General features: G+C 59.1%; 24 protein-coding genes and 2 tRNA genes. 11 read left to right on the top strand and 15 right to left on the bottom strand.

The window, feature by feature from the left end:
• The first annotated feature begins 6 nt into the window (after positions 1-6).
• The 7 genes from ACZZZU_RS07680 to ACZZZU_RS07650 all read left to right on the top strand — a co-directional run bounded on the left by ACZZZU_RS07680 (position 7) and on the right by ACZZZU_RS07650 (position 3289).
• Positions 7-82 (top strand) — tRNA-Val (locus tag ACZZZU_RS07680).
• A 13-nt stretch (positions 83-95) separates the two neighbouring features.
• Positions 96-172, top strand: a tRNA-Asp gene (locus ACZZZU_RS07675).
• Positions 173-484: 312 nt separating this feature from the next.
• A complete protein-coding gene (locus ACZZZU_RS07670) occupies positions 485-1207 on the top strand; it encodes an FKBP-type peptidyl-prolyl cis-trans isomerase (RefSeq protein WP_463550269.1) in 723 nt (240 codons plus the stop codon).
• 354 nt (positions 1208-1561) lie between these two features.
• On the top strand, positions 1562-2011 hold the full coding sequence (locus ACZZZU_RS07665) for a YkvA family protein (RefSeq protein ID WP_463550268.1): 450 nt from the start codon (positions 1562-1564) through the stop codon (positions 2009-2011).
• A 118-nt stretch (positions 2012-2129) separates the two neighbouring features.
• The gene (locus ACZZZU_RS07660; protein ID WP_463550267.1) at positions 2130-2456 is read left to right on the top strand and encodes a helix-turn-helix domain-containing protein; all 327 of its coding nucleotides are present in this window, start codon (positions 2130-2132) and stop codon (positions 2454-2456) included.
• Positions 2453-2818 (top strand): hypothetical protein, encoded by a 366-nt coding sequence (locus ACZZZU_RS07655; protein WP_122493879.1) that lies wholly within the window; start codon positions 2453-2455, stop codon positions 2816-2818. Before ACZZZU_RS07660 ends, ACZZZU_RS07655 begins: the two co-directional genes overlap by 4 nt.
• Positions 2819-3289 (top strand): SEL1-like repeat protein, encoded by a 471-nt coding sequence (locus tag ACZZZU_RS07650; protein WP_463550266.1) that lies wholly within the window; start codon positions 2819-2821, stop codon positions 3287-3289.
• Here ACZZZU_RS07650 and ACZZZU_RS07645 read toward each other — a convergent pair whose 3' ends face one another.
• Together ACZZZU_RS07645 and ACZZZU_RS07640 are read right to left on the bottom strand one after the other, a co-directional pair.
• Entirely contained in the window at positions 3290-5050 is a 1761-nt protein-coding gene (locus ACZZZU_RS07645) for an EAL domain-containing protein (RefSeq protein WP_463550265.1), read from the bottom strand.
• A gap of 94 nt (positions 5051-5144) precedes the next feature.
• Complete coding sequence (locus ACZZZU_RS07640; RefSeq protein ID WP_463552120.1) at positions 5145-7232, bottom strand: carboxy terminal-processing peptidase; 2088 nt, start codon at positions 7230-7232, stop codon at positions 5145-5147.
• Positions 7233-7367: 135 nt separating this feature from the next.
• Between ACZZZU_RS07640 and ACZZZU_RS07635 the strand changes: the two genes are divergently transcribed.
• The 3 genes from ACZZZU_RS07635 to ahpF all read left to right on the top strand — a co-directional run bounded on the left by ACZZZU_RS07635 (position 7368) and on the right by ahpF (position 10793).
• Positions 7368-8330: an NAD(P)H-quinone oxidoreductase gene (locus ACZZZU_RS07635; protein ID WP_463550264.1), complete on the top strand. Its 963-nt coding sequence runs from the start codon at positions 7368-7370 to the stop codon at positions 8328-8330.
• Between the two features lie 148 nt (positions 8331-8478).
• Complete coding sequence (gene ahpC / locus ACZZZU_RS07630) at positions 8479-9042, top strand: alkyl hydroperoxide reductase subunit C (RefSeq protein WP_122452823.1); 564 nt, start codon at positions 8479-8481, stop codon at positions 9040-9042.
• A gap of 194 nt (positions 9043-9236) precedes the next feature.
• Positions 9237-10793 (top strand): alkyl hydroperoxide reductase subunit F, encoded by a 1557-nt coding sequence (gene ahpF, locus ACZZZU_RS07625; RefSeq protein WP_122493874.1) that lies wholly within the window; start codon positions 9237-9239, stop codon positions 10791-10793.
• Positions 10794-10953: 160 nt separating this feature from the next.
• Here the strand turns inward: ahpF and ACZZZU_RS07620 are convergent, their stop codons facing one another.
• The 7 genes from ACZZZU_RS07620 to ACZZZU_RS07590 all read right to left on the bottom strand — a co-directional run bounded on the left by ACZZZU_RS07620 (position 10954) and on the right by ACZZZU_RS07590 (position 17261).
• Positions 10954-11814 (bottom strand): lipopolysaccharide kinase InaA family protein, encoded by an 861-nt coding sequence (locus tag ACZZZU_RS07620; RefSeq protein ID WP_463550263.1) that lies wholly within the window; start codon positions 11812-11814, stop codon positions 10954-10956.
• Positions 11815-11967: 153 nt separating this feature from the next.
• The gene (locus ACZZZU_RS07615) at positions 11968-12621 is read right to left on the bottom strand and encodes an HAD family hydrolase (protein WP_463550262.1); all 654 of its coding nucleotides are present in this window, start codon (positions 12619-12621) and stop codon (positions 11968-11970) included.
• A complete protein-coding gene (locus ACZZZU_RS07610; protein ID WP_463550261.1) occupies positions 12621-13607 on the bottom strand; it encodes an ABC transporter ATP-binding protein in 987 nt (328 codons plus the stop codon). The genes ACZZZU_RS07615 and ACZZZU_RS07610 overlap by 1 nt, the downstream gene beginning before the upstream one ends.
• Positions 13604-14401, bottom strand: a complete 798-nt coding sequence (locus tag ACZZZU_RS07605) for an ABC transporter permease (protein WP_463550260.1) — start codon at positions 14399-14401, stop codon at positions 13604-13606. The genes ACZZZU_RS07610 and ACZZZU_RS07605 overlap by 4 nt, the downstream gene beginning before the upstream one ends.
• Positions 14388-15230, bottom strand: coding sequence for an ABC transporter permease (locus ACZZZU_RS07600; protein WP_463550259.1), 843 nt, complete (start codon positions 15228-15230; stop codon positions 14388-14390). Before ACZZZU_RS07600 ends, ACZZZU_RS07605 begins: the two co-directional genes overlap by 14 nt.
• A complete protein-coding gene (locus ACZZZU_RS07595; RefSeq protein ID WP_463550258.1) occupies positions 15227-16033 on the bottom strand; it encodes an alkaline phosphatase family protein in 807 nt (268 codons plus the stop codon). The genes ACZZZU_RS07600 and ACZZZU_RS07595 overlap by 4 nt, the downstream gene beginning before the upstream one ends.
• A gap of 169 nt (positions 16034-16202) precedes the next feature.
• Positions 16203-17261 carry an ABC transporter substrate-binding protein gene (locus ACZZZU_RS07590; RefSeq protein ID WP_122493867.1) on the bottom strand — a complete coding sequence of 353 codons (1059 nt, stop codon included), beginning with the start codon at positions 17259-17261 and terminating at the stop codon, positions 16203-16205.
• Positions 17262-17591: 330 nt separating this feature from the next.
• Here ACZZZU_RS07590 and ACZZZU_RS07585 point away from each other — a divergent pair, with 330 nt between their 5' ends.
• Entirely contained in the window at positions 17592-18308 is a 717-nt protein-coding gene (locus ACZZZU_RS07585; RefSeq protein WP_463383474.1) for a UTRA domain-containing protein, read from the top strand.
• Positions 18309-18427: 119 nt separating this feature from the next.
• Here the strand turns inward: ACZZZU_RS07585 and ACZZZU_RS07580 are convergent, their stop codons facing one another.
• From ACZZZU_RS07580 to minC, 6 genes are all read right to left on the bottom strand, one after another.
• On the bottom strand, positions 18428-19714 hold the full coding sequence (locus ACZZZU_RS07580; RefSeq protein WP_463550257.1) for a M18 family aminopeptidase: 1287 nt from the start codon (positions 19712-19714) through the stop codon (positions 18428-18430).
• Positions 19715-19765: 51 nt separating this feature from the next.
• Positions 19766-20602 (bottom strand): hypothetical protein, encoded by an 837-nt coding sequence (locus ACZZZU_RS07575; protein WP_463550256.1) that lies wholly within the window; start codon positions 20600-20602, stop codon positions 19766-19768.
• A gap of 146 nt (positions 20603-20748) precedes the next feature.
• A complete protein-coding gene (locus ACZZZU_RS07570; RefSeq protein ID WP_463550255.1) occupies positions 20749-21384 on the bottom strand; it encodes an RluA family pseudouridine synthase in 636 nt (211 codons plus the stop codon).
• Between the two features lie 75 nt (positions 21385-21459).
• Positions 21460-21714, bottom strand: coding sequence for a cell division topological specificity factor MinE (minE, locus tag ACZZZU_RS07565; protein ID WP_108095523.1), 255 nt, complete (start codon positions 21712-21714; stop codon positions 21460-21462).
• Entirely contained in the window at positions 21711-22526 is an 816-nt protein-coding gene (gene minD / locus ACZZZU_RS07560; RefSeq protein ID WP_122452834.1) for a septum site-determining protein MinD, read from the bottom strand. Before minD ends, minE begins: the two co-directional genes overlap by 4 nt.
• 102 nt (positions 22527-22628) lie before the next feature.
• Positions 22629-23366 carry a septum site-determining protein MinC gene (gene minC / locus ACZZZU_RS07555; protein ID WP_463383471.1) on the bottom strand — a complete coding sequence of 246 codons (738 nt, stop codon included), beginning with the start codon at positions 23364-23366 and terminating at the stop codon, positions 22629-22631.
• Positions 23367-23423: the final 57 nt, after the last annotated feature.

The raw sequence follows: 23423 nt of genomic DNA, 5'->3' as shown, positions 1-23423 counted from the left end.
AGTGAAGGGTGATTAGCTCAGCTGGGAGAGCATCTGCCTTACAAGCAGAGGGTCGGCGGTTCGATCCCGTCATCACCCACCAATCGAGGTTACGCGCAGCGGTAGTTCAGTCGGTTAGAATACCGGCCTGTCACGCCGGGGGTCGCGGGTTCGAGTCCCGTCCGCTGCGCCATATTATGAGTCTCTATAGACTGAAGTAGAGACTCAACGAGGAAGCGGCCATTGGCCGCTTTTTTCGTTTCTGCCCGCCACGTTTTGCTCCCTCCTTTATTCCCCGCCGCCGCTCAACTGAGTCGCTTGCGCGCCAGTATTTTTTTCAAGAAATACGCCGGATTTTTCCTCGCCATTTCCCGGATAAATTCCGTTTGGATGCCTGAACTTATGGCACTTTTCCCGTTCGTATCCCCGTAGCCAGTGATCCCGGCGGCCTGCTAAGCTCCCCGCTTCACTCGATTGCCCTCTTTAGCACTAACAAGGAATGAGTATGAGACAACATCGTTTAGCGGCGGCGGTGGCCTTGGTTGGCCTGGTGCTCGCGGGCTGCGATTCGCAGACCAGCGTTGAGCTGAAAACCCCCGCGCAAAAAGCGTCCTACGGTATCGGCTTGAACATGGGCAAAAGCCTGGCTCAAGAAGGTATGGACGATCTCGATTCCAAGGCAGTTGCTCAAGGCATCGAAGACGCTATCGGCAAGAAAGAGCAGAAGCTCAAAGATGAAGAGTTGATGGAAGCCTTCGCTTCGCTGCAGAAGCGTGCTGAAGAGCGCAGCGCCAAGCTCGCCGAAGAGTCGGCTGCAGCCGGCAAGAAATTCCTCGAAGAAAACAAGAAGCGTGACGGTGTGACCACCACGGCTTCGGGTCTGCAATACGAAGTCGTCAAGAAGGCCGATGGCCCTCAACCTAAAGCTTCCGATGTGGTGACTGTTCACTACGAAGGCAAGCTGACCGATGGCAAAGTGTTCGACAGCTCTGTTGAGCGCGGCAGCCCGATTGATCTGCCGGTTAGCGGCGTGATTCCAGGTTGGGTCGAAGCCCTGCAACTGATGCACGTTGGCGAGAAGATCAAGCTCTTCATCCCGAGCGAACTCGCTTACGGCGCGCAGAGCCCGAGCCCGGCGATCCCTGCCAACTCGGTACTGGTTTTCGACCTGGAACTGCTGGGCATCAAAGACCCATCCGCAGCATCGGCTCCAGAACCCGCTCAGTAATACCTTTGTCATCCCAGCGCCCCGCCTCGACGGGGCGTTGTTGTTTCTACGGGTTTAAAATCCGAACCACGGGTTGACTGGCGGGTCTCAAATAAGCATAGGTGTTACGGTTATGCACATTTCGCGAACAACTCCCATCGCCGCCAAGTGACACTTCCGTACCAGATTTATATATTCAGTAACTCGCTGATTTAGTTGGTTTTTTTGCGCTGATTAAAAAATGCCCGATCTGTAGCAAAGCCCCGCGCCATGGGCTTTGGCTTGCACCCTTAGCCGCTTGTTCACAAGGTTATCCACAGCTTCGGTGGATAACCCAGCCAGCCCAGCGCGCACGCGGGCTGAGGAGAAATGCCGATGAAAACCCCATGGAATTTCGCCCGTTACCTGCCATTGGCGCAGCGGTTTATCGCCCGCGGCCGATTGCCTGCGTTGCTCCTCGCAGTCACGCGCAAGAGCGCATCCCAGGGCGGTCGTCTGGGCGCATTGAAGGCAGAGTTACGAGTGTTACTGGCGCTGTGTATGGCGGGGTGGCGCGGTGAATATCGCGGCATCAGCTCACAAGCGCTGCTCTCGGTGGTGGCGGCGTTGTTGTATTTCCTCTCGCCGATTGACGCGATACCAGATGCGTTGCTTGGCGTGGGCTTCATTGACGACATCGCCGTGCTTGGTTGGCTGCTGCGCACCTGGAGCGGCGAGCTGGATGAATTCCGTGCCTGGCTCGCCGCGCGAACCCCGGCGCAGCAGGAAGAATTGCTGAGGTTGCCATCACCAGTGCCATCATCCGAAAGCAATTCCGCGCCCTAGCCACGGGGAAAACTTGCCCCGCGCATCACGCCCCGTTGGCGATTTGGGCTGTTAAGATGCCCGCTTACAAGGAAAGTGCTGAGCCAGTCGGCACTGCTTTTCCATGGGGTGGGCGGTGATGGATGTTCAGGTAATCATGCGTGATGGCGAGGCCGAATATGCGGTGCTGCCATGGGCGGAGTATCAAGCGTTATTGCAAGCGGCAGGGCGTGCTCCGGCCACAGCGGTAGCGGCCAGCGAGCCGATTGCGTCGGCGTCCAGTCTCAGTGAAATAACCGCGCTTCGTGAGGCCAAGGGTCTGAGCCTCGAGGCGTTAGCGCGTATGGTGGGCATCAGCCCGCACTACCTCGAGATGATCGAAAGCGGCGAGCGCCAGCCGGATTCGGCGATTCGCCGCGCCCTGGCCTGGAACCTTGGTGTCAGCAGTTGGGAGGCCGATACGTGAGCGTTAGTATCAGTCGCCAGCATTGGCAGGCACTTCTGGGTGAGCTCGCTGAGGCGCGCCGGCAACGGCATCTACTCACGTATCGCGCCCTGATCGAACGGTTGGAATTGCCAACCCCGGCGATGCAAACCCTCACTGCAGCATTGGAGCACTTGGCGGCTCTAGACGCCCGTGCGGAAAACCCGCTGCGCAGCGCCTTAGTCATCAGCCAAGGTGCCAGCCGTTTACCGCGCACGGGTTTTTTCGAATGCGCCGTTCGCTTGGGTCGCTTCAGTGGTCCGAGCGACGGCATCGCGGCGGCCTCCTGGCACGCTGCCGAAGTGGTGCGTGTGTTTGAGTACGACTACCCGGAAGAGGTCTGAGTGGTTTATTGGCGAGTTAAAGCGCGCCTGGGCTATTTCGTTGCCCGGCGCTTGTTGCGCTGGCATGCGTTGGTGAAGCAGCCGCGAGTCTGGGCCTGGATGGAAGGCCAGTTTGCCCGAATGGCGGCATTGGACGACGTGCCCGCGCAAAGTTTCTACGGTCATTTACTGGTGTTTCGCGGTCGCGGTTTCGGCGCCCGGGAAGAAGGTATTCGCCTGCTCGGCAAGGCTGCGGCGGGTGGCGATGCCAAGGCGGCATATCAGCTTGGCGTGCTCAGCCTGGCGGGCGATACGCGCAAGACGCCGGATGGCGTCGAGGCGGCGCGTTGGTGGACGCTGGCGGCCGACGCGGGTCACCCACTGGCCGCTCGCCGTCTGGCGCAGTTGTACGCCGAAGGTGAGCACGGCTTGGCCGCCGACCCGGCGCTCGCCGAGCGTTACGCTCAACGCGCCACCGAGTTGGGTATTTAGTCAGGCGGTAAGCTTTTGCGTGTCGATAATGTGCAGGCTGTAGCCGGGCACATTTTTCGCCTGGCGTTTGGCTTCCGAGGCCAAGGCGGCCAGTTGCGCTGCGTCCAGATTGGCGCAACTGGACGGATGCAAATGCACCACGCCCAATGACAGCGATAACAACGGAAACTCCTCGCGGTGGCCTTTGCGGTTATGCGCGATGAAGCAGCCGGCCTCCAAGTGTTCCGCGCTGTAAAAGCGTCGGCACTGGCCCTGAAAATCTTCCAGCAGACGATTCAAGCGCGCCCGCCAATCTTCCGAGCCCAGCACCAGAAGAAAGTCGTCGCCGCCAATATGGCCGACGAAGTCTCGAGTCGGGTCCACTCGTTCATTCAGACATTGCGCCAGGCACAACAGAATTTCGTCGCCTTTAGCGTAGCCGTACAGGTCGTTGAACGGCTTGAAACTGTCGATATCCACGTAGCAAATCACCGCCTCGCGGCTCTGTTGCAAGAGGCGCGTCAAGCATTGCTGAATGGGCACGTTGCCGGGCAGTAGCGTGAGCGGATTAGCGTGCCGCGCCTGCTGAATTTTAAGTTCGGTAATCAGCTTGAGCACATCGATCACGCGCCCGAGGCCCAGATAACGACCGTGCAGCGTGATGATGAAATCCTCTTCCATGCGTTGCCGCGCGCGGCTGGTGAGTAGGCGGCTGACCTTTTGCAGGCTTTGGCCGATGTCCACGGCCAGGAAGTCGGTGCTCATCAGGCGACTGATCGGCTTACGCGCGAACAGGTCGGTGGCGAAGGGTTTGAGCAGTGCATCGGACAACGAGTGCCGATGGACGATGCCCACCGGCTGCTGTTCTTCGTTCAGCACCGCTAGCGAGTTCAGGTTCGCTTGGGCACGAAAGGCTTCGAGCACGGCGGCAATCGGCAAGCTTTCTTTTACCGCAGGTTGTTCATTGAGCAAGGCGGTGAGGTCGCTGCCTTCGTCGTTCAGTGCCGGCGCGCTGGCATCAAGTTTGGGCAACAAACTACGTGCATCACGAGGCGGTACTTCCTGAGGTCGGCTGAGTAAGTAACCTTGCAGCAGGTCGACGCCCATTTCGGCCAACACTGTCAGCTCTTCAGCCAGCTCGATGCCTTCGGCAATGACTTGCGCGCGCGAGGCTTTGGCCATTTGCAAAATGGAGCCGACGAACTCGCGCTTCACGGCGTCCTGGTGGATGCCATCGATAAAGTGCCGGTCAATCTTGACGTAATCAGGGCGCAGTTCGGACCACAAACGCAGACTCGAATAGCCCGCGCCGAGGTCGTCCAAGGCAATCGAAAAGCCCATGGCACGGTAGTGGTGGAGGGCGGTGTACAGGAGGGAGAAGTCTTCGGTCGGCGATTGCTCGGTTAGTTCGATCACCACCTGGCTCGGCGGAATGCCGTAATTCTGCAGCAGTTGCAGGGTGCGCCCGGGCTGGTGCGTCGGCTCCAGCAATGAGTCTGGGGAGACGTTGAGAAACAGCTTTCCCTCGAGTCGGAGCTCGCTGAACGCACGGCACGCGCTCTTGCGGCAGGCCAGTTCCAGTTCGCTCAGGCGGCCGGCGTGGCGGGCTACGCCAAACAGATTGACGGGGGAGTGCAGCGGGCTGTTTGAGGGGCCGCGTGTGAGGGCTTCGTAGCCAAGAATGCGTCGTTCGGACAGCGACACGATGGGCTGAAACAGGCTATGCAGGTCGCCGTGAGCAAGGATGTGGTCCAGCGCGCTCAACTGCTCGGTGACGGTCATGGGTCGCTCTCGATGTCCTGAAAAAACAAAGGGGCTGATATCGCTATCAGCCCCTTATTTCACGACAGTTTGATGACTGCTTGATGACGCTCCGTCAGTGCTTGGCCATTGCCGAGTTCAAACCCAGGTAGTCGAGCAGAATCTGGCCGGTTTCGGACAGATAGGCATCGTCTTCGGGTTTCAGTTTGTCGTCTTCGGTGGGCAGCGCGTCTTCGTCCTCTTTCTTCAGTTCCTTCAGCGGCTCCTGGCCCTTGGCGGCACGGCGGGTGTTCTCCATGGCCAACTGCTGGGTTTCGATGTCGGTGTGCTGCGCGCGGCGTTTCACTTCGTTGAGGCTCACGGTGGTTTCGTGGCTCAGCTTTTGCGCCAGTTCCAAACGCTCGCGGGTGAACACGAAGTCGGCGTCTTTGGCGACGCGCGCATCGTGACGGGCTTTGAGCTCAACCAGGAACGGTTTGAACGGATCGCTTTCCGGCTTGATGGCCGGGCGGATGCTGTCCCATGGCATGGCTTCTGGCAGCGCACTTTCGCCAATTTCCTTGGTGTCGACCACGGCAGGGTAAGCGATGTCCGGCAGTACGCCCTGATGCTGAGTGCTCTGGCCGGAGACGCGGTAGAACTTGGCCAGGGTCAGTTTCAGTTCGCCATGGTTAAGCGGCTGAATGGTTTGTACGGTGCCTTTGCCGAAGGTCTGGCCGCCGAGGATCAAGGCGCGGTGATAGTCCTGCATGGCGCCGGCGAAAATCTCCGAAGCCGACGCCGAGAGACGGTTCACCAACAATGCCATCGGGCCGCTGTAATAGGTGCCTGGGTTTTCATCGGCCAGCACGTCGACACGACCATCGGCATTACGCACCAGTACGGTCGGGCCCTGGTTGATAAACAGACCGGTTAGCTCGGTGGCTTCCTGAAGCGAGCCGCCGCCGTTATTGCGCAGGTCGATAACCACGCCGTCGACTTTCTCTTTCTGCAATTCAGCCAGCAGTTTTTTAACGTCACGCGTGGTGCTTTTGTAGTCTGGATCGCCAGCACGGAACGCTTTGAAGTCGAGGTAGAACGCCGGAATTTCAATCACGCCGAGCTTGTAGTCGCGCCCATCGTGCTTGAGTTTGAGTACCGATTTTTTCGCGGCTTGCTCTTCAAGTTTTACCGCTTCGCGGGTAATCGAAACGACTTTGCTGGTCTGGTCATTCGGGCCGTTGGTGGCAGGCACCACTTCCAGGCGAACCACCGAACCTTTTGGACCGCGAATCAGTTTGACCACTTCATCCAGACGCCAGCCGATGACGTCGACCATCTCGCCATTGCCTTGGGCAACGCCAACAATCTTGTCAGCCGGGGCCACCTGTTTGCTCTTGTCGGCAGGACCTGCCGGCACCAGGCGAACCACTTTCACGGTGTCGTTATCGCTTTGCAGCACGGCACCGATGCCTTCAAGCGACAGGCTCATGTTGATGTCGAAGTTTTCCGCGCTGTCGGGAGACAGGTAGTTGGTGTGCGGATCGTAGGACTGGGCGAAGGTGTTGATGTAGGCCTGGAAGATGTCTTCGCTACGGGTTTGCTCCAGACGCGACAGTTGATTCTTGTAGCGCTTGGTCAGCAATTCCTGGATCGCCGCCGGTTCTTTACCAGCGATTTTCAAGCGCAGCACTTCGTCTTTTACGCGCTTGCGCCACAGCTCATCGAGTTCGGCGGTGTCTTTGGCCCACGGCGCTTTTTCGCGATCGACCATCAGGCTTTCATCAACGCCGAAGTCGATTTTGTCGATGCCTTTATTGAGCAGGCCGAGGGCAAAATCGAGGCGCTGTTTCAGGCGGTCGAGGTGACGTTTGTAAATGGTGAACCCAGGGTCGAGATCGCCACTCTTAAGAAAATCGTCGAACTGTGTGCGCCACTTATCAAACTCGGCAATGTCGCCGGCCGTGAAGTAGCTGCGCGACGGGTCGAGCAGCTTCAGGTAGCTCTCATAGATGATTACCGAGCGGTCATCGTTGAGCGGCGGTTTACTGTAGTGATGACGCTTGAGCAGCTCCACTACGTTGAGACTGGCGATTACCTGCTCGCGGTCTGGTTGCAACGCGTCCCAACTGTTTTTCGCGGTCGCAGTGGCGCACGCCGTGAGAGGGAGGGCACTGAAACCGATCAAAAGGGCTAAGGCGGAACTGGGTAAAAAGCGCTGCATGCTGAGTCGACGCGAGGGTAGTTGATAACGCATATTAGGCCGTCTTTGAGAGCGCCGGTTCCGTTGCCCGGCTGCATAATGCAAATAGCTCGATGGTTCGCACCGGGCTCAGTCCGAACTCACTATGGAGGCACCGTGAAGGCATTGCAAGGCGTTGAAGGACGCGCTGAATGGGCAGATCGACCAAGTCTCACCTGCGACGTCGGACAGATCCGAATTCGCGTTGCCGCGGCCGGTCTCAATCGTGCCGACCTGCTCCAGCGAGCCGGCCATTATCCGCCGCCTCCGGGTGCCAGCGACACGCTGGGTCTGGAATGCTCCGGGGTTATCACCGAAGTCGGTGCAGGCGGCTCATGGCAGGTCGGCGATCGCGTTTGCGCGCTGTTGGCAGGCGGTGCGATGGCCGAGGAAGTGGTGGTCGATGGCCGTCATGCGTTGCCGGTTCCACAAGGGTTGAGTTTGGTTGAAGCGGCTGTGATTCCTGAGGTGTACGCCACTGCCTGGCTGAACATTTTTCAGCTGGCGCAGTTGAAACCCGGCGAGAAAGTGTTGCTGCACGCCGGCGCCAGCGGCGTCGGTTCGGCAGCCATTCAGCTGTGTAAAGCGTTCGGTAACCCGTGCTGGGTGAGTGTGGGTTCTTCAGATCGCCTGGCCTATTGCGAAAGCCTTGGCGCACAAGGTGGCGTGCTGCGAGACAAAGACCTTGAAAGCCTGCGCGATTTCGCACCGTTCGATGTGATTCTGGATCCGGTGGGCGCGAACTACGCCGAGCTCAACCAGCAAGTAATCGCACTGGATGGGCGCTGGGTGTCCATTGGTGTAATGGGCGGCCGCCAAGCGACGTTCGACTTGGGCCTGATGCTGGCCAAACGCGTGCAGTTTTGCGGTTCCACGCTGCGTAGCCGAAGCGATCAGTTCAAGGCCGATTTGCTGAGCGATTTGAGTCAGCACGTCTGGCCGCTGTTCACAGAGGGTCGACTAAAACCGCAATTGGAGCGTACCTTTGCCAGCAAGGATGTGGAGGCCGCTTTTGCTGCACTCGCCAGCAATACTGTGTCCGGAAAGGTTGCGTTGCTGTTGGATGAATCTTTAAGTTAATCAGCAGTTTCCATTGCGCTTTTATATTGCTGTTCCGTGGCATCGATTGGGTAAACCAATCGTTGCCATGGTTTCAATCAATATGCTCTTTCAGACAGATCGGCCTACTATCCTTCCTGTAAATTTTCCAACCAGAAGGATTTAGCGAATGTCTCTGATCAATACCGAAGTCAAACCGTTCACCGCCAATGCTTTCCACAACGGTAAATTCATCGAAGTGACCGAGCAGTCCCTGAAGGGCAAGTGGTCGGTCCTGATCTTCATGCCGGCAGCGTTCACCTTTAACTGCCCGACCGAAATTGAAGACGCCGCTAACAACTACGCCGAGTTCCAAAAAGCCGGCGCTGAAGTGTACATCGTCACCACCGACACCCATTTCTCCCACAAGGTTTGGCACGAAACTTCGCCAGCCGTTGGCAAAGCTCAGTTCCCGCTGATCGGCGACCCGACTCACCAGCTGACCAACGCTTTCGGCGTGCACATTGCTGAAGAAGGTCTGGCACTGCGCGGCACTTTCGTGATCAACCCAGAAGGCCTGATCAAGACCGTAGAAATCCACTCCAACGAGATCGCTCGTGACGTGTCGGAAACCCTGCGTAAGTTGAAAGCTGCTCAGTACACCGCTGCTCACCCAGGCGAAGTGTGCCCAGCCAAGTGGAAAGAAGGCGAAGCCACTCTGGCTCCTTCGCTCGACCTGGTCGGCAAAATCTAAAAACGACTCCAAGCCCGCTGCGCAGTCACGCGGCGGCACTGAAAACAGATCCGCCATCTCGTAGTTAGCTGGGTTTGGAATTCGTTTAAGCAAGCAGCGCTGCGGGGCTTTATCGGCTCCGCACGCCCAATGCCTGGGCGCGATCCGCTCGGGCATTTTTTTCCCTGAATTTTGTAAACGGAAGGTACCGCATCATGTTGGACGCCACTCTGAAGACCCAGTTGAAGGCTTACCTCGAGAAGGTTACTCAGCCATTCGAGATCGTCGCGTCCCTCGATGACAGCGACAAATCCCGTGAACTCAGCGGCCTGCTGAACGACATCGTCAGCCTGACCGACAAAATTACCCTGCGTGAAGATGGCAACGATGCCCGTAAGCCGTCTTTCGCCCTGAATCGTCCTGGCGCCAATATCAGCCTGCGTTTTGCTGGTATTCCCATGGGCCACGAATTCACCTCGTTGGTGCTGGCCCTGCTGCAAGTGGGCGGCCACCCTTCGAAAGTCGCTGCGGACGTGATCGAGCAGATCAAGAACATCCCGGGCGAATTCAACTTCGAAACCTACTTCTCGCTGTCGTGCCAGAACTGCCCGGACGTGGTCCAGGCGCTGAACCTGATGGCCGTGCTCAACCCCAACATCCGCCACGTGGCCATCGACGGCGCGCTCTTCCAAGAAGAAGTTGAGCAGCGTCAGATCATGTCGGTGCCGAGCATCTACCTCAACGGCGAACTGTTCGGCCAAGGCCGCATGGACGTTGAACAAGTACTGGCGAAGATCGACACCGGCGCCTCCGCCCGTGATGCCGAGAAGCTCAATAGCAAAGAAGCCTTCGACGTATTGGTGGTTGGCGGTGGCCCAGCCGGTGCCGCAGCCGCTATTTACGCCGCTCGTAAAGGCATCCGCACTGGCGTGGCGGCTGAGCGTTTCGGCGGTCAGGTGCTCGACACCATGGCCATCGAGAACTTCATTTCCGTGCAGGAAACCGAAGGCCCGAAACTGGCCCGTGCCCTTGAAGAGCACGTGAAGCAGTACGAAGTCGACATCATGAACCTGCAACGTGCCAGCGCTTTGGTGCCGGCGAAAAACGCGGGCGAGCTGCACGAGATCAAGTTCGAAAGCGGCGCGTCGCTGAAGGCCAAAACCGTGATTCTGGCCACCGGTGCCCGCTGGCGCGAAATGAACGTGCCGGGTGAGCAGGAATACCGCAACCGTGGCGTGGCTTACTGCCCGCACTGCGACGGCCCGCTGTTCAAAGGCAAGCGCGTAGCGGTGATCGGCGGTGGTAACTCGGGCGTGGAAGCGGCCATTGACCTGGCCGGTATCGTCAGCCACGTGACCCTGATCGAGTTCGACAGCAAGCTGCGCGCCGACGCTGTACTGCAACGCAAACTGCACAGCCTGCCGAACGTCAACGTGATCACCAGCGCGCTGACCAGCGAAGTGAAAGGCGACGGCCAGAAAGTGACCGGCCTGGTCTACAAAGACCGCAACTCCGATGAGTTCATCAACATCGAACTGGAAGGGATTTTCGTGCAAATCGGCCTGCTGCCTAACAGCGAATGGCTCAAGGGCACCATCGAACTGTCGAACCGTGGCGAGATCATTGTCGACGCCCGTGGTGAAACCTCGTTGCCCGGCATCTTTGCTGCCGGCGACGTCACCACCGTGCCGTACAAGCAGATCGTTATCGCGGTAGGCGAGGGGGCCAAAGCGTCGTTGAGCGCGTTTGACCACCTGATCCGTACCACCTGATCGCTTCGGCGATAAACAAAAAAGGCAGCCTTCGGGCTGCCTTTTTTTGTCGCCCATTTGCGCTCAATTTGCGGGTTGCCCCTGTAGGAGCGGGCTTGCTCGCGAAGCTCTTCGTTGCGACGCAAAGTGCTTCGCGAGCAAGCTCGCTCCTACATAACGATCAGCGCTTGGCGCGAATAAATTCGGCCTGGGCGTTAGCCGATGTCAGGATTGAATACCGGGTGGAGCGCGACACACGCCCGGTCAGAAAGCGCTCGAACACCGGATCGAACATCTGCCGATCCAGCCCCGGTTGTTCTGCCAGAAGGTAGCGCTCGCAACAGGCGCGGTAGTCGTCGAGGGCGACAAAGCGTTTGAGCCAGTAGGTGAACACGTAACCCATCAGAAAACCCAGGCTGGCATCGCGGTTGATGACGGTATGGGCGCAGCATTCGAAGTCGATCAGTTTCAGTTGGCCATCCGGCGCAATCAGGATGTTTTTCGGATGGGGATCCATGTGCACGAAACCGTCGTCGAGCATCCGTGCGAACAGGCGAAACACCTCGGGCAGCAGCGTTGGCGCCTGCTCAGGCGCCACCGTCAATCGCGCGTCAACACTCTGGTGATCGGGCAAAAAACCGATCAGCAAATACTCCTCCCGCAGAAACGGGAAGCGGGCCTTGTAGCCGTAGGCGGCGATGCGCGGCACGTAATCCGCTTTGGCGCTGATGGCCGACAGGTTGACGAATTCATTGGTCAGGTCGTGCAAGCCCACCGCTTTGCGAATGCCCAGGTAATTCTGCAGTTGCTTCTTCCAATGCTGCAGCCGGTTGTATTTCAGCACCCACTGTTGTTCGCCGTTTAATAGGCAAACCAGGCGCGTGTCTTCCGGCGGATCGAGGGTGATGCGTTGTTCGGGGTTGGTGAAGAACTGCTCGATGGCGGCGGCGATGGCTACCCGCTGAGTCGGCTCGAGGTGAAACGTGATGCCCCGAATGGTTTGCTCGGTGTAATGGCGGGTAAGCGGTTTGAGGTGACGCATGCAGCCGGTCCTTGTGCCTGGGCGGAAAAAGCGCGCCATGGTAAGCCAAGGAGGCCAGTTTGCAGAGCGGGGGAACCGCCCAACTATCGGAAGCAGGAGTGTCAGGCCTCTCCCGCAGCAACAAAGCGCTAGCGGGAGAGGGCGCGGCAAGCGTTAACGCCAGCTAAGAATCGGCCAGCCGTCCTTCTCGGCATGCTCGCGCAACACGGGGTCTGGATTCACCACGCGGGGGTGGCTGACCTGCGACAACAGCGGTAAATCGTTGCGCGAGTCGGAGTAGAAATAGGCGCCTTCCAGACTCTCATTCTGTTCAGCCAGCCAAGCGTGCAGGCGCGTCACTTTGCCTTCGCGGTAAGTCAGCACGCCGCGCGTGTTGCCGCTGTAGTGGCCGTGCAGTTCTTCAAGATCAATCGCCAGCACGTCATCAATTTTCAGCCGCGCCGCAATGGCACTGACCAAAAAATGCGCTGAAGCGGAGATCACCAGAATCCGGTCGCCGGCCGCGCGGTGCGTGGCCAGGCAACGGGTGGCGTCGCTGAAGAAAATCGGCTCGATGACATCTTCCACGAACGGCTCGACCACAAACGCCACTTCCTCGGCGGTGCGCCCCACCAGCGGCGACAGGCTGAAGGTCATGTAGTCTTCCATCGCCAGTTTGCCCTCGGCATACAACGCCATCAGCTCGTGGTCTTTTTTCACAAACGACTCGCCGTCCACCCAGCCGATATCGGCCATGTGTTCGCTCCACAAGCTGGCGCAGTCGCCGTCGATCAGGGTGTCGTCGAGGTCGAAAATCGCCAGGGCCATCACGCCACCTCCCGGATCGCGTTGCTGTCGATGCTCAGGGTCAGCTGCGTACCGTTGCCATGCACGTCATCGGCGCTGCGGTTCAGCACGTCCACCAGCAGTTCGACGCCACGGGCTTCCACCCGATAACGGATCACGTTGCCGAGCAGGCTGTGGCTGCGCACCTGAGCGTCGATATCACCGTTGCCCAAGGAAATCGCTTCCGGGCGAATCGCCACGCGGCTGTTCACCGGGCGCAGCAACAGGCGGCTGGCAGCATCGGCGTCGAGCAGGTTGTAGTTGCCGATAAAACCGGCGGCAAAGGCATCGACCGGTGCCGTGTAGAGGGTTTCGGCGTCGCCGCTTTGCACGATTTTGCCCGCGTTCATCAGGAAGATGCGGTCCGACATGGTCAGCGCTTCTTCCTGGTCGTGGGTCACGAAAATAGTCGTCAGTCCCAGCTCTTGCTGAATGCTGCGAATTTGCTCGCGCAGGTGCTTGCGGATGCGCGCATCGAGGGCCGAAAGCGGCTCATCGAGCAGCAGCAAACGCGGACGCGTCACCAGCGAGCGTGCCAATGCCACTCGCTGGCATTGGCCACCGGAAAGCTGGTGCGGGTAACGGTCGGCGAAGGTGCCGAGTTCCACCATGTCCAGCGCTTCCTTCACGCGCTTGGCGCTGTCGTCTTTGCTGACTTTTTGCATGCGCAGGCCGAAGGCGACGTTCTGTTGCACGCTCATGTTGGGAAACAGCGCATAGCTCTGGAACACCATGCCGATGTCGCGTTTCTGCGGCGACAGCGGCACCAGGTCGTTGCCTTCAAGCAGAATTTTGCCGCCGTTCACTTCCGTCAAGCCGGCGATGCAGCGCAGTAGGGTGGACTTGCCGCAGCCGGACGGGCCGAGCAGCGTCACGAATTCGCCCTTGCCGATTTCGCAGTTGATATCGCTGAAAATCGAGGTGGCGGCGTAGCTTTTGTGCAGCCCCTGAATGCTCAGAAAACTCATGCTTTGTCCTTGTTCAAACGGTTGGCTGCCCAGGTGAACAGCAGCACAAAAAAGAAGTAGGAAATCACCAGCGCGCTGTTGAAGTGGCCGCTGCTGTTTTTCATGTTGTTCAAGTACACCTGCAAGGTTTCGTAGCGCGTACCGACTAGCAAGTTGGCGAACACGAACTCGCCGAACAGGAAGGAAAATGACAGGAACAACGACACCATCAGACCCTTGCGCAGGTTGGGCAGCACCACCAGAAAGGCCGCTTTCCAGGTGCTGGCGCCGAGCAGGTGAGCGGCGTCCATCAGGTCGGTGAGGTTGATCGCTTGCAGGTTGTTGGTGATGGCCCGGTACATAAACGGCAGCGCCACGGTGAAGTAGCAGCCGATCAGAATCCACGGCGTGCCCACCATGGCCAGCGGGCCGGACCCGTAGATCTGCAACAGGCCCACCGACGACACCACGGGCGGCACGGCGAAGGGCAGCAAGATCAGAATGTTCATCAAGCCGTCGAGCTTGGGGAAGTGGTAATGCACCACGAACAGCAGCGGCAAAATCAGCAGCACCGACAGCAGCAGCGCGCCAAAACACACCAGCAGCGATTGCCCGAATGCGGTGAGAAAACGCGGATCGGTCCACAGCTGTGCATACCATTTCAGCGTCAGGCCGTCGGGCAGGATGGTCGCCGACCAGCTAGTGGACACGGAGTAAAGCAGGGTGCCGGCCAGCGGCAGCAACAGAATGAGGAACAGCACGGTGACCACCGTGCGGTGATACAGCCCGGCTGCCCGGGTTTCAACGCGTGACATGGTAGCTCCTCTTCAACAGCCATTGATGCACCACGGTAATCACCGCCATCAGCCCCACCAGCACCATCGCCAGGGCGCTGGCCAGGTTTGGATTGAGGGAAATATCACCGGCCACCATGGCCGCGATGCGAATCGGCAGGACGTTGAAATTGCCGGTGGTGAGGGCGTACACGGTGGCGTAAGCGCCCAAGGCATTGGCCAGCAAAATGATGAACGTGCCCAGCAGCGCTGGCGTCAGCACTGGCAAACCGATGTGGCGCCAGAAGTCCCAGGTGCTGGCGCCCAGCAGTTCGGCTGACTCGCGCCAGTCTTCACGCAGCGCGTCAAAGGCGGGGTAGAGCAGCAGCACGCCGAGGGGAATCTGGAAGTAGGTGTAGAGCACGATCAAGCCGGTTTTCGAATACAGGTTGAAGTCGTCGATGACGCCGGCTTGCTTAAGGATGATGGTCAGCGCGCCGTTGAAGCCGAGCAGAATCACAAAGGCAAACGCCAGCGGCACGCCCGCGAAGTTGCTGGTCATGTTGGAAAACGCCATGACGAAATCGCGTAGTTTGCTGTCGACCTTGCGCAGCGAATACGCGCCGAGAATGGCGATCACGATGCCGATCACGCTCGACCAGAAGGAAATTTCCAGGCTGTGCTGAATGGCCTGCAAATAGAACTTCGAGCTGAACACTTTCGCGTAGTTGCTCAAGCCCCAGCCGGCGGCGCTGTCCAGGCTGTTAATCGCCACCCACAGCAACGGCGCGATCTGAAAGGCAATAAAGAAAACGGCAAAGGGCAGCAGGCACAGCAGGCCGAGCCATTTACCACAGGTGACTGAACTCACTTCAACAGCTCCCGGCAGACAGGTTTGTCGTGGGGCACACCCAGCAGTTCGCAGATGGTGCCGCACAGGTCGGTTTGTTTCGGTTGGGCAAAATTGTCGAGGCTGAAGGCATCGCCGAGCACAAACAGCGGCACTTCGCGCTCTTCGGTGAGCAGGCCGTTGTGCGAGCGGTCGTTGTTCATGCCGTGGTCAGCGGTCACCAGCACTTGATAGCCGGCGTCGAGCCAGCGTTGCAGGTATTCGGCGAGCAACAGGTCGGCGCTGCGGGCGCTGTTGCGGTATTGCGGACTGTCGAGACCGTGCTTGTGGCCGGCGTCGTCGATGTTCATCGGATGCGCCAGCAGGAAGTTGGGCGCGTGGCGCACCCGCAGGCTTTCGGCATCGGCGAACAAATGGGAATCGGGGTAATGGTCGGCGTAATAGAAATGTCCATGCTGAATGGGCAATTCCGGCGCCTCGGTATGACGGTCGCGCGCTGCGTGGAATGGGCTGCGGTTATACAGCTCGCTGACCCAATGGTAGGCCGCTGCCGCCGTGCTCAAACCTGCCGCGCTGGCGTAGTGGAAGATGCTTTTTTGAGTGGAAAGACGCGACACATCGTTGTGCACGATGCCGCTTTCGATCGGTGGTACGCCGCTCAGAATGCATTCATACAAAGGCCGCGAGAGTGCCGGCAGTTCGCATTCGAGCTTGTACAACGCTGCGCGCCCAGCGCCGCAGTAAGCCTGCAAGTGCCCCATGGCATGCTCGGCCACGCCGTAGTTGAGGCCGTCGAGCACCACGAGTATGACGTTGTGTTTCATGTGCTATTCCACCGTTGGAAAGGCGTGCCTCAGTCCCTGTAGGAGCGGCTTTAGCCGCGATGCTGTTGCGCTTGAAAAGCATCGCGGCTAAAGCCGCTCCTGCATTGACCGTACGGGCTGAAAAAGAAGAAAGCGGTCACGCCGCTTTCTTCTATCGCCGCCTGACGCTTTATTCCATGTTGATGATCACGTTTTCCTGCCACAGGCTCGGCAGGGCCTTGGACGTTTCTTCCCAGGCTTTGGCATCTTTGATCGGTTGAACTTTGGCGTATTGCTCGTTCGGCAGCAGCTTGGCCTGCACCTCAGCCGGCAGTTTCAGGTGCTCGGCGCGGATCGGACGGGCGTTGCCTTTGGCCAGGTTGATCTGACCGGCGTCGCTCAGAATGTACTCACGCGCCAGCTTGGCCGCGTTCGGGTTCTTGGCGTATTTGTTGATGATGGTGGTGTAGCCAGAAATCACCGAACCGTCGGACGGAATCAGCACTTCAAAGCGGCTTGGGTCGATCTGATCGCGGTAGCTCAGACCGTTGAAGTCCCAGACCACGCCCACTTCCACTTCGCCTTTTTCCAGGGTCTGAATGGTGGGGTTGGACAGCGACAAGCGACCTTGCTTGGCGATTTCAGCGAACAGGTCGAGGCCCGGCTGAATGTTCTTCTCGTCACCGCCTTTGGCAATGGCGGCAGCCAGTACGCCGTTTACTGCTTGAGCGGCAGCGCTGACGTCACCGATGGCGACTTTGTACTTACCTTTTTCCAGGTCGGCCCAGGACTTCGGTACGTCTTTCACCAGCTTCTTATTGACGATGAAGGCGATGGAGCCGGTGTAGGCGAGCATCCAGTGGCCGTCTTTGTCTTTGGCCCACTCGGGAATCTGTGCCCAGGTGCTGGGTTTGTAGGGTTGGGTTACACCCTGCTGCGCCGCGATGGGGCCAAAGGCCGCACCCACGTCACCGATATCGGCGGTGGCGTTGTCTTTTTCCGCTGCGAATTTGGCGATTTCCTGCGCCGAACTCATGTCGGTGTCCAGGTGCTTGAGGCCGTAGAGTTTGCCCAGGTCGACCCAGGTGTCTTTCCAGTTGGCCCAGCTGTCTGGCATGCCCACGCTGTTTACCGCGCCCTCGGACTTGGCGGCGGCTTCCAGGCTTTTCAGGTCGGTATCGGCGGCCATGGCAAGGTTAGCCAGAGCAATGGTCGATCCCAGGATTGAAGCTAGCAACAGGCGTTTCATTCGACGCTCCTTCGTGTTGAGGGTGTTGGTCTAGATCAGCAATAGCCAAGCCAAGTTAGCGGTAATGGATGACAATTTTGTGTCGGACCGCTCTGGCACGCCGCCCGGCAAAAGTTCCCAGGGCGAGCGTCCAGCAAGCGTAGACCATGGATAAGTGCTTGATTTAAAAAATATCGTTGGCCGCACACGGTTGGCATGAGGCGTGCAAAAGCACAGCCGTGTCATCCAATAGTCATCTAGGCTGGCTAGGGTTATTTGTAGGTTTCGGGCAGTTTCGGCGCTCGAGTCGGCTCCGAAATGGGGCTGGACTAGTCCAGATGAGGGCAATTAATGCGAGACGAGGCGCCCCGTGCCGTGACAGCGATCTGTCGCGCACTGGAAGAACAGATAGAGCATGGCCTGCTGCCCTCGGGCAGCAAGTTGCCGGCCGAGCGCAAACTGAGCGAGGTGTTCGACACCACGCGCATTACCTTGCGCGAAGCCTTGGGCCAGTTGGAAGCTCAAGGCCTGATTTACCGGGAAGAGCGCCGTGGCTGGTTTGTGTCGCTGCCACGCCTGGCCTACAACCCGCTGGTGCGTAGCCACTTTGACGCTATGGTCGGCGAACAAGGGCGCACGCCTTCCACCGAAGTGATTGCCGCACGGCTGTTGCCAGCGCCTGCGGCAATTTGCGATTTGCTTGAACTGCCGGCGTTATCCAGCGTGATTCAGATTCGCCGCGCACGGCGCGTCGATGGCCGGCTGGTGCTGTACGTCGAGCATTACCTGAACCCGGCGTACTTCCCCGGCATTCTCGATTTTGACCTGACCTTGTCGCTGACTGAGCTATACGCCCGCGAATACGGCATTCATTACGGCCGCGTGCGCTTTGACATGGTGCCCACGGCGTTGCATCTGGAAGCGGCGGCGGCCTTGAAGGTGTCGGTGGGCAGCCCGGCGCTGCGCATTACCCGTGTGAACCGCGACCAGCACGGTCGCTTGATTGACTGCGACATCGAATGCTGGCGGCACGACGCGATTCACGTGAGTGTGGAAGTGCCGGAGTAGGGAGGGTTCATTCCTTGTGGGAGCGGCTGGGCGGCACTCCGATTAGCCGCGATGTTTTTAACAGCATCGCGGCTCATCGGGATGCCGCCCAGCCGCTTCTACAGGATTTAGGCTCGGGTTTAGAACAACTCGGTCGCGTAAAACGCCGTGAGCACTTTCACCAGATGCTCAAGGTCATGGCTGCCCGCCAGTTCGCGAATGGAGTGCATGGCGAAGGTCGGCAGGCCGATGTCGACGGTGCGCACGCCCAGGTTGCTGGCGATGATGGGGCCGATGGTTGAGCCGCAGCCCATGTCGCTGCGCACCACGAAGCTTTGAACGGGCACTTCTTCGGCCAGGCATAAATGGCGGAAGAAGCCGGCGGTTTCGCTGCTGGTGGCGTAGCGCTGGTTGCTGTTGACCTTGATCACCGGACCGGCGTTGAGCTTCGGGCCGTGGTTGCCGTCGTGTTTGTCGGCGTAGTTGGGGTGCACGCCGTGGGCGTTGTCGGCCGACACCAGCAGCGATTTCTGGATCACTCGCACAAAGTCTTCGTCTTGCGGCAGCACGCGGCGCAGCACTTGCTCGAGCATCGGACCATCGGCGCCGCAGCAGGAACTGGAGCCGACTTCTTCGTGGTCGGTGCAGATGAGGAAGCAGCTTTCTTCGTCGGCGCTGTGCAGCAGCGCTTGCAGGCCGGCGAAGCACGACAGCAGATTGTCGAGACGTGCGCCGGCGATGAAGTCGGCATTCAGGCCAATAACGGCGGCGTCCTGGGTGTCGTAGAAGCTCAGCTCGTAATCGAGCACCGCGTCGGCATTCAGGCCGTGTTCGCGACCGAGCTGATCGGCGAGCAGGGCGCGGAAGTCGTAGCGTTCGTCCCCTGCAACCTGGGCCAGAATCGGCGGCAATTCGTTCTGCGGGTTGATCGCCCAGCCCTGGTTCGCTTCACGGTTCAGGTGAATGGCCAGGTTGGGAATGGTGGCGATGGGCACCAGAAAGTCGATGAGCTGGCTTTCAACCTTGCCGTCGCGGCGGAAGGTGACGCGCCCGGCCAACGACAAGTCGCGGTCGAACCACGGCGCGAGCAGGGCGCCGCCATACACTTCCACGCCCAACTGCAAGAAGCCTTGGCGCTGCAATTCCGGCTGCGGTTTTACCCGCAGGCAGGGGCTGTCGGTGTGCGCGCCAACCAGGCGCAAACCGCCTTCCAGCGCTGGGCGCTTGCCGAGCTTGAACGCGATAATGGAGGAGTCGTTACGGGTAACGTAGTAGCGGCCACCGGCTTCGGTGTGCCAGGTTTCCCGCTCATTGAGGTGCACATAACCGGCCGTTTCCAGGCGCATGGCCAGGCTGGCGGTGGCATGAAACGGCGTTGGCGAGGCCTTGAGAAAGTCGATCAGGCCCTGATTCAATTCTTCGCGCATAAGGCACTCCAGGCGGCAATGCGCGGAGTTTACCGTATACCGCCGCAGGCTTCAGCCGATCACCAGCTTGCCGCTGAGAAACACGTCACGACGCTCTTTGCGGCCCACTTTCTCGTGCTTGGCGAGCTGGTACACCGCGTCGAAGCGGGCGCGGTCCAGCGGCCCTTGCGTGGCAATGAACGCCTCCACCAGCGCGTCGTAGTGCCGTTCGATAATGAACTTGTGGATCTCGCGGTAATAGAAGAAGCCCATCTGGAAACCCAGGGTTTCGCTGAAGTATTCCGAACGGTGGGAGAAACCGTTTTCCAGGTCGATGGCGTGCGCGGTGGTACCGTCCGCGCTAATCATCACGTTGCCTACCCAAAAATCCATATGGGTAATGTTTTTCTCGATCAGGCTGCCGAGCAGGGCGAAGGCGGTGGCAATGAACTGATTCACCGCTTCCGGGTTTTGCTTGAGCCACAAGTGGCCGTCGACCAGATCGTTCAGCAGCCCGGTGAGCAGGAACAGTTCACGGGTAATGCCGAGCCCGGATTTGGTATGACCGAAGCCCACCAGCGGCGGCACCTGCGCGCCACGGCGATTGGCTTCGGCGGTGTTGATCAGCTCTTCGATGGCCCAGTCATAGCGCCCATCGCGATGGGTTTTGCGCCAGGTAACACGCAGCTTGGACTTGATGTCAGTGAGCGGCTGAATCTTGGCGAACAACGCTTTGCTGCCCGCGCAGAAAGGGCGGCTGTAGCGTTTGTGGTTGGCGTTCTTGCGGCCATGCACCAATTGCTCCAGGGCTTGCAGCGCGGAAGCATCAGGCGCTTCGCGCAGGAACAACGTGGTGTTCTGGAATTGCACGGGGAAGGGGTAGTCGCGATGAAGCTGTTGAATAAACATTGCGCCAGCCTCCGTGCTGGTGACGAGTGAAAGGGCGCCATTATGAGGCCATCACTGTTGCTTTCTGCAATGTTTTGTAACGCGAGTGACACAACATCCTGATATGGGTCAGGCCGGTGTGGTACTCAGCCCCATCTTTTCATTAATCAGAACGGCGCTAGGCATTCAAAGCGCAAACGCTCGCCGGTTTTGGGATGCGTGAAGGCCAACATTGCCGCATGCAGACACAAGCGCGGATAGGCGGCCAGCGCCTGTGGGTGGGCGTACAAGCCGTCGCCCAGCAGCGGATGGCCGATGGACAACATGTGCACGCGCAATTGGTGCGAGCGGCCGGTGATGGGGGTTAGCTCGACACGAGCCCAGTCGCCGCAGCGCTCGAGCACGCGCCAGAAGGTCAGGGCGTTGCGGCCGTGTTCGTGGTCAACCACATGGCGAGGTTTGGTCGGTGGGTCGTAGCGCAGGGGCAGATCGATGCTGCCGCTGTCCAGTTCCGGCTGGCCCCAGCACAAGGCGATATAGGCTTTTTCGGTTTCGCGGTCATGGAACTGGCGCGACAGCTCGCGGTGGGTGTCGGTATCGCGGGCCAGCAGAATCAGGCCCGAGGTTTCCCAGTCCAGGCGGTGCACGATGCGCGCTTCGGGGTAACCGTTTTCTTGCAAGCGGGTGATCAAGCAATCCTTGTTGTCGTCCGCGCGCCCAGGCACCGAGAGCAGCAGGGTGGGCTTGTTGACCAGCAGGATCTGTTCGTCCTGGTAGACGATTTCAACGTTCGACAGCGGCATGCAGAGGCCCTACAAAAACACATTCGCAAAAAACGACAACGGCGGCCGAAGCCGCCGTTATCTGAACCCTTCGAATCAACGATCCGGCAGGGTGATGTTGAGCTCGAGAATCGAACAGCTGCCTTGGTTTTCCAGGGCAACCTGCACTTGATCCGAGTCGATGTTCACGTATTTGCGGATCACTTCAACCAGCTCTTGCTGCAAGGCCGGCAAGTAGTCCGGTTTGCTGCGCTGGCCGCGCTCGTGGGCGACGATGATCTGCAGACGCTCTTTCGCAATCGAGGCGGTGGTCTCTTTTTTACGCTCGCGAAAGAAGTCGAAAATATTCATTCGCGACCTCCGAACAGGCGTTGCATGAAGCCCTGCTTTTTAACGTCGAGGAAACGGTGCGCGACTTCTTTGCCCAGCAGGCGGTCGACGGCATCGCTGTAAGCTTGGCCGGCGTCGCTCTGGTCATCGAGAATTACCGGCACGCCCTGGTTGGACGCCTTGAGTACCGCTTGCGACTCGGGAATAACGCCGAGCAGGCGAATGGCGAGGATTTCTTCAACGTCTTCGACGCCAAGCATTTCGCCTTTCTGCACGCGCTCTGGGTTGTAGCGAGTCAGCAACAGGTGTTCTTTGATCGGGTCTTCGCCCAGTTCGGCGCGGCGCGACTTGCTGGCCAGCAGGCCGAGCATGCGGTCGGAGTCACGTACCGAGGACACTTCCGGGTTGGTTACGACGATGGCTTCATCGGCGAAGTACATCGCCAGGTGAGCGCCTTTTTCGATACCGGCTGGCGAGTCGCAAACCACGTATTCGAAGGTCTGGCGCAGCTCGTTGATGATTTTTTCCACGCCTTCTTTGGTCAGCGCGTCTTTGTCGCGGGTTTGGCTGGCGGCCAAAACGTAGAGGTTTTCCAGGCGTTTGTCTTTGATCAGCGCTTGAGTCAGGGTGGCTTCGCCGTTAACGACGTTAACGAAGTCGTACACAACGCGGCGTTCACAGCCCATGATCAGATCGAGGTTACGCAGACCGACGTCGAAGTCGACGATGACAGTCTTGTGCCCACGCAGGGCGAGGCCGGTACCGATGGCGGCGCTGGTGGTGGTTTTACCGACGCCACCTTTGCCGGATGTGACTACGAGGATCTTGGCCAAGGTGATTCACCCCAAATATGAAGAAATGCGGGAATCTGGCGCCAACGAAAAGGTGGCTTCCAGATGCCCGTTTTGTGTCCTGAAAAGTGGCCGCAGTATCCGTTAAAGCCGGGTGATGTTCAACACGTCACCGGTCAGGCTGACCTGAACTGCATCGCCCCATAGCGGGTCGCGGCGCAGGTCTTCAGCGACCTTGTATTGCCCTGCAATCGAGAGCATTTCGGCGCCCAACTGCTGGCAGAAAATCCGCGCTTTGGTGTCGCCTTTTACCCCGGCCAGAGCACGGCCGCGCATGGGCGCGTAAACATGGATGTTGCCGTCAGCGAGAAGTTCCGCACCGGCACTGACGGGTGCTAGCACGATCAAATCGCCACCCTGGGCATACACCTGCATACCGCCACGCACGGGTGAATTGATAACTTTGGTCGGTTTAACCACAGGCTCTGGCGGTTTTTCCGCCTTCTTTTTCGCCGTGATCTCCACCGGTTCTACGAGCTTTTCCCGTGCGCCGGAAGGCGGTAGCACCGGGATGTCGAGGGCCAGGGCGGCGGCGATGTCTTCTTCACGGTTGGCGCGAATGGCCAGGGTGCGCAAACCATGGCGACGGCACAGCGCCATCAGCTCGCCAAGGTCGAGAATCCCTTCGGCGGCGGGCAGTTTGTCTAGCGCGAGCACGAGCGGAATGTTGCTGAAGAAGTTCGGCGCCTGGGCAACCTTTTCGGCCAGTTGCTGTTCCAGGCGCTCAAGATCATTGTGCGCAAGCTCGAGCACCGTGATGGCGAGCATGCTGCCTTTGAGCTGGAATACGGGGTCTTGGTTGAGCAGATCGGCTTGGCTCATGGGGTGCCTGATGGCCTTAATAATGTGCTGATGTCGGAAATAACTAACGGGCCGGCG

The sequence above is a fragment of the Pseudomonas sp. AC136 genome (genome assembly GCF_979258585.1).
This window is presented reverse-complemented; position numbering and strand designations above follow the sequence as displayed.

What these genes read in the sequence shown, in the direction of transcription:
- minE (WP_108095523.1), bottom strand. Translation starts at nt 21,714, where the DNA reads ATGAATATTTTCGACTTCTTTCGCGAGCGTAAAAAAGAGACCACCGCC.
- ACZZZU_RS07590 (WP_122493867.1), bottom strand. Translation starts at nt 17,261, where the DNA reads ATGAAACGCCTGTTGCTAGCTTCAATCCTGGGATCGACCATTGCTCTG.
- ACZZZU_RS07670 (WP_463550269.1), top strand. Translation starts at nt 485, where the DNA reads ATGAGACAACATCGTTTAGCGGCGGCGGTGGCCTTGGTTGGCCTGGTG.
- ACZZZU_RS07665 (WP_463550268.1), top strand. Translation starts at nt 1,562, where the DNA reads ATGAAAACCCCATGGAATTTCGCCCGTTACCTGCCATTGGCGCAGCGG.
- ACZZZU_RS07575 (WP_463550256.1), bottom strand. Translation starts at nt 20,602, where the DNA reads ATGTTTATTCAACAGCTTCATCGCGACTACCCCTTCCCCGTGCAATTC.
- ACZZZU_RS07570 (WP_463550255.1), bottom strand. Translation starts at nt 21,384, where the DNA reads ATGCCGCTGTCGAACGTTGAAATCGTCTACCAGGACGAACAGATCCTG.
- ahpC (WP_122452823.1), top strand. Translation starts at nt 8,479, where the DNA reads ATGTCTCTGATCAATACCGAAGTCAAACCGTTCACCGCCAATGCTTTC.
- ACZZZU_RS07595 (WP_463550258.1), bottom strand. Translation starts at nt 16,033, where the DNA reads ATGAAACACAACGTCATACTCGTGGTGCTCGACGGCCTCAACTACGGC.
- ACZZZU_RS07640 (WP_463552120.1), bottom strand. Translation starts at nt 7,232, where the DNA reads ATGCAGCGCTTTTTACCCAGTTCCGCCTTAGCCCTTTTGATCGGTTTC.
- ACZZZU_RS07615 (WP_463550262.1), bottom strand. Translation starts at nt 12,621, where the DNA reads ATGGCCCTGGCGATTTTCGACCTCGACGACACCCTGATCGACGGCGAC.
- ACZZZU_RS07580 (WP_463550257.1), bottom strand. Translation starts at nt 19,714, where the DNA reads ATGCGCGAAGAATTGAATCAGGGCCTGATCGACTTTCTCAAGGCCTCG.
- ACZZZU_RS07645 (WP_463550265.1), bottom strand. Translation starts at nt 5,050, where the DNA reads ATGACCGTCACCGAGCAGTTGAGCGCGCTGGACCACATCCTTGCTCAC.
- minC (WP_463383471.1), bottom strand. Translation starts at nt 23,366, where the DNA reads ATGAGCCAAGCCGATCTGCTCAACCAAGACCCCGTATTCCAGCTCAAA.
- ACZZZU_RS07605 (WP_463550260.1), bottom strand. Translation starts at nt 14,401, where the DNA reads ATGTCACGCGTTGAAACCCGGGCAGCCGGGCTGTATCACCGCACGGTG.
- ACZZZU_RS07585 (WP_463383474.1), top strand. Translation starts at nt 17,592, where the DNA reads ATGCGAGACGAGGCGCCCCGTGCCGTGACAGCGATCTGTCGCGCACTG.
- ahpF (WP_122493874.1), top strand. Translation starts at nt 9,237, where the DNA reads ATGTTGGACGCCACTCTGAAGACCCAGTTGAAGGCTTACCTCGAGAAG.
- ACZZZU_RS07620 (WP_463550263.1), bottom strand. Translation starts at nt 11,814, where the DNA reads ATGCGTCACCTCAAACCGCTTACCCGCCATTACACCGAGCAAACCATT.
- ACZZZU_RS07610 (WP_463550261.1), bottom strand. Translation starts at nt 13,607, where the DNA reads ATGAGTTTTCTGAGCATTCAGGGGCTGCACAAAAGCTACGCCGCCACC.
- ACZZZU_RS07660 (WP_463550267.1), top strand. Translation starts at nt 2,130, where the DNA reads ATGGATGTTCAGGTAATCATGCGTGATGGCGAGGCCGAATATGCGGTG.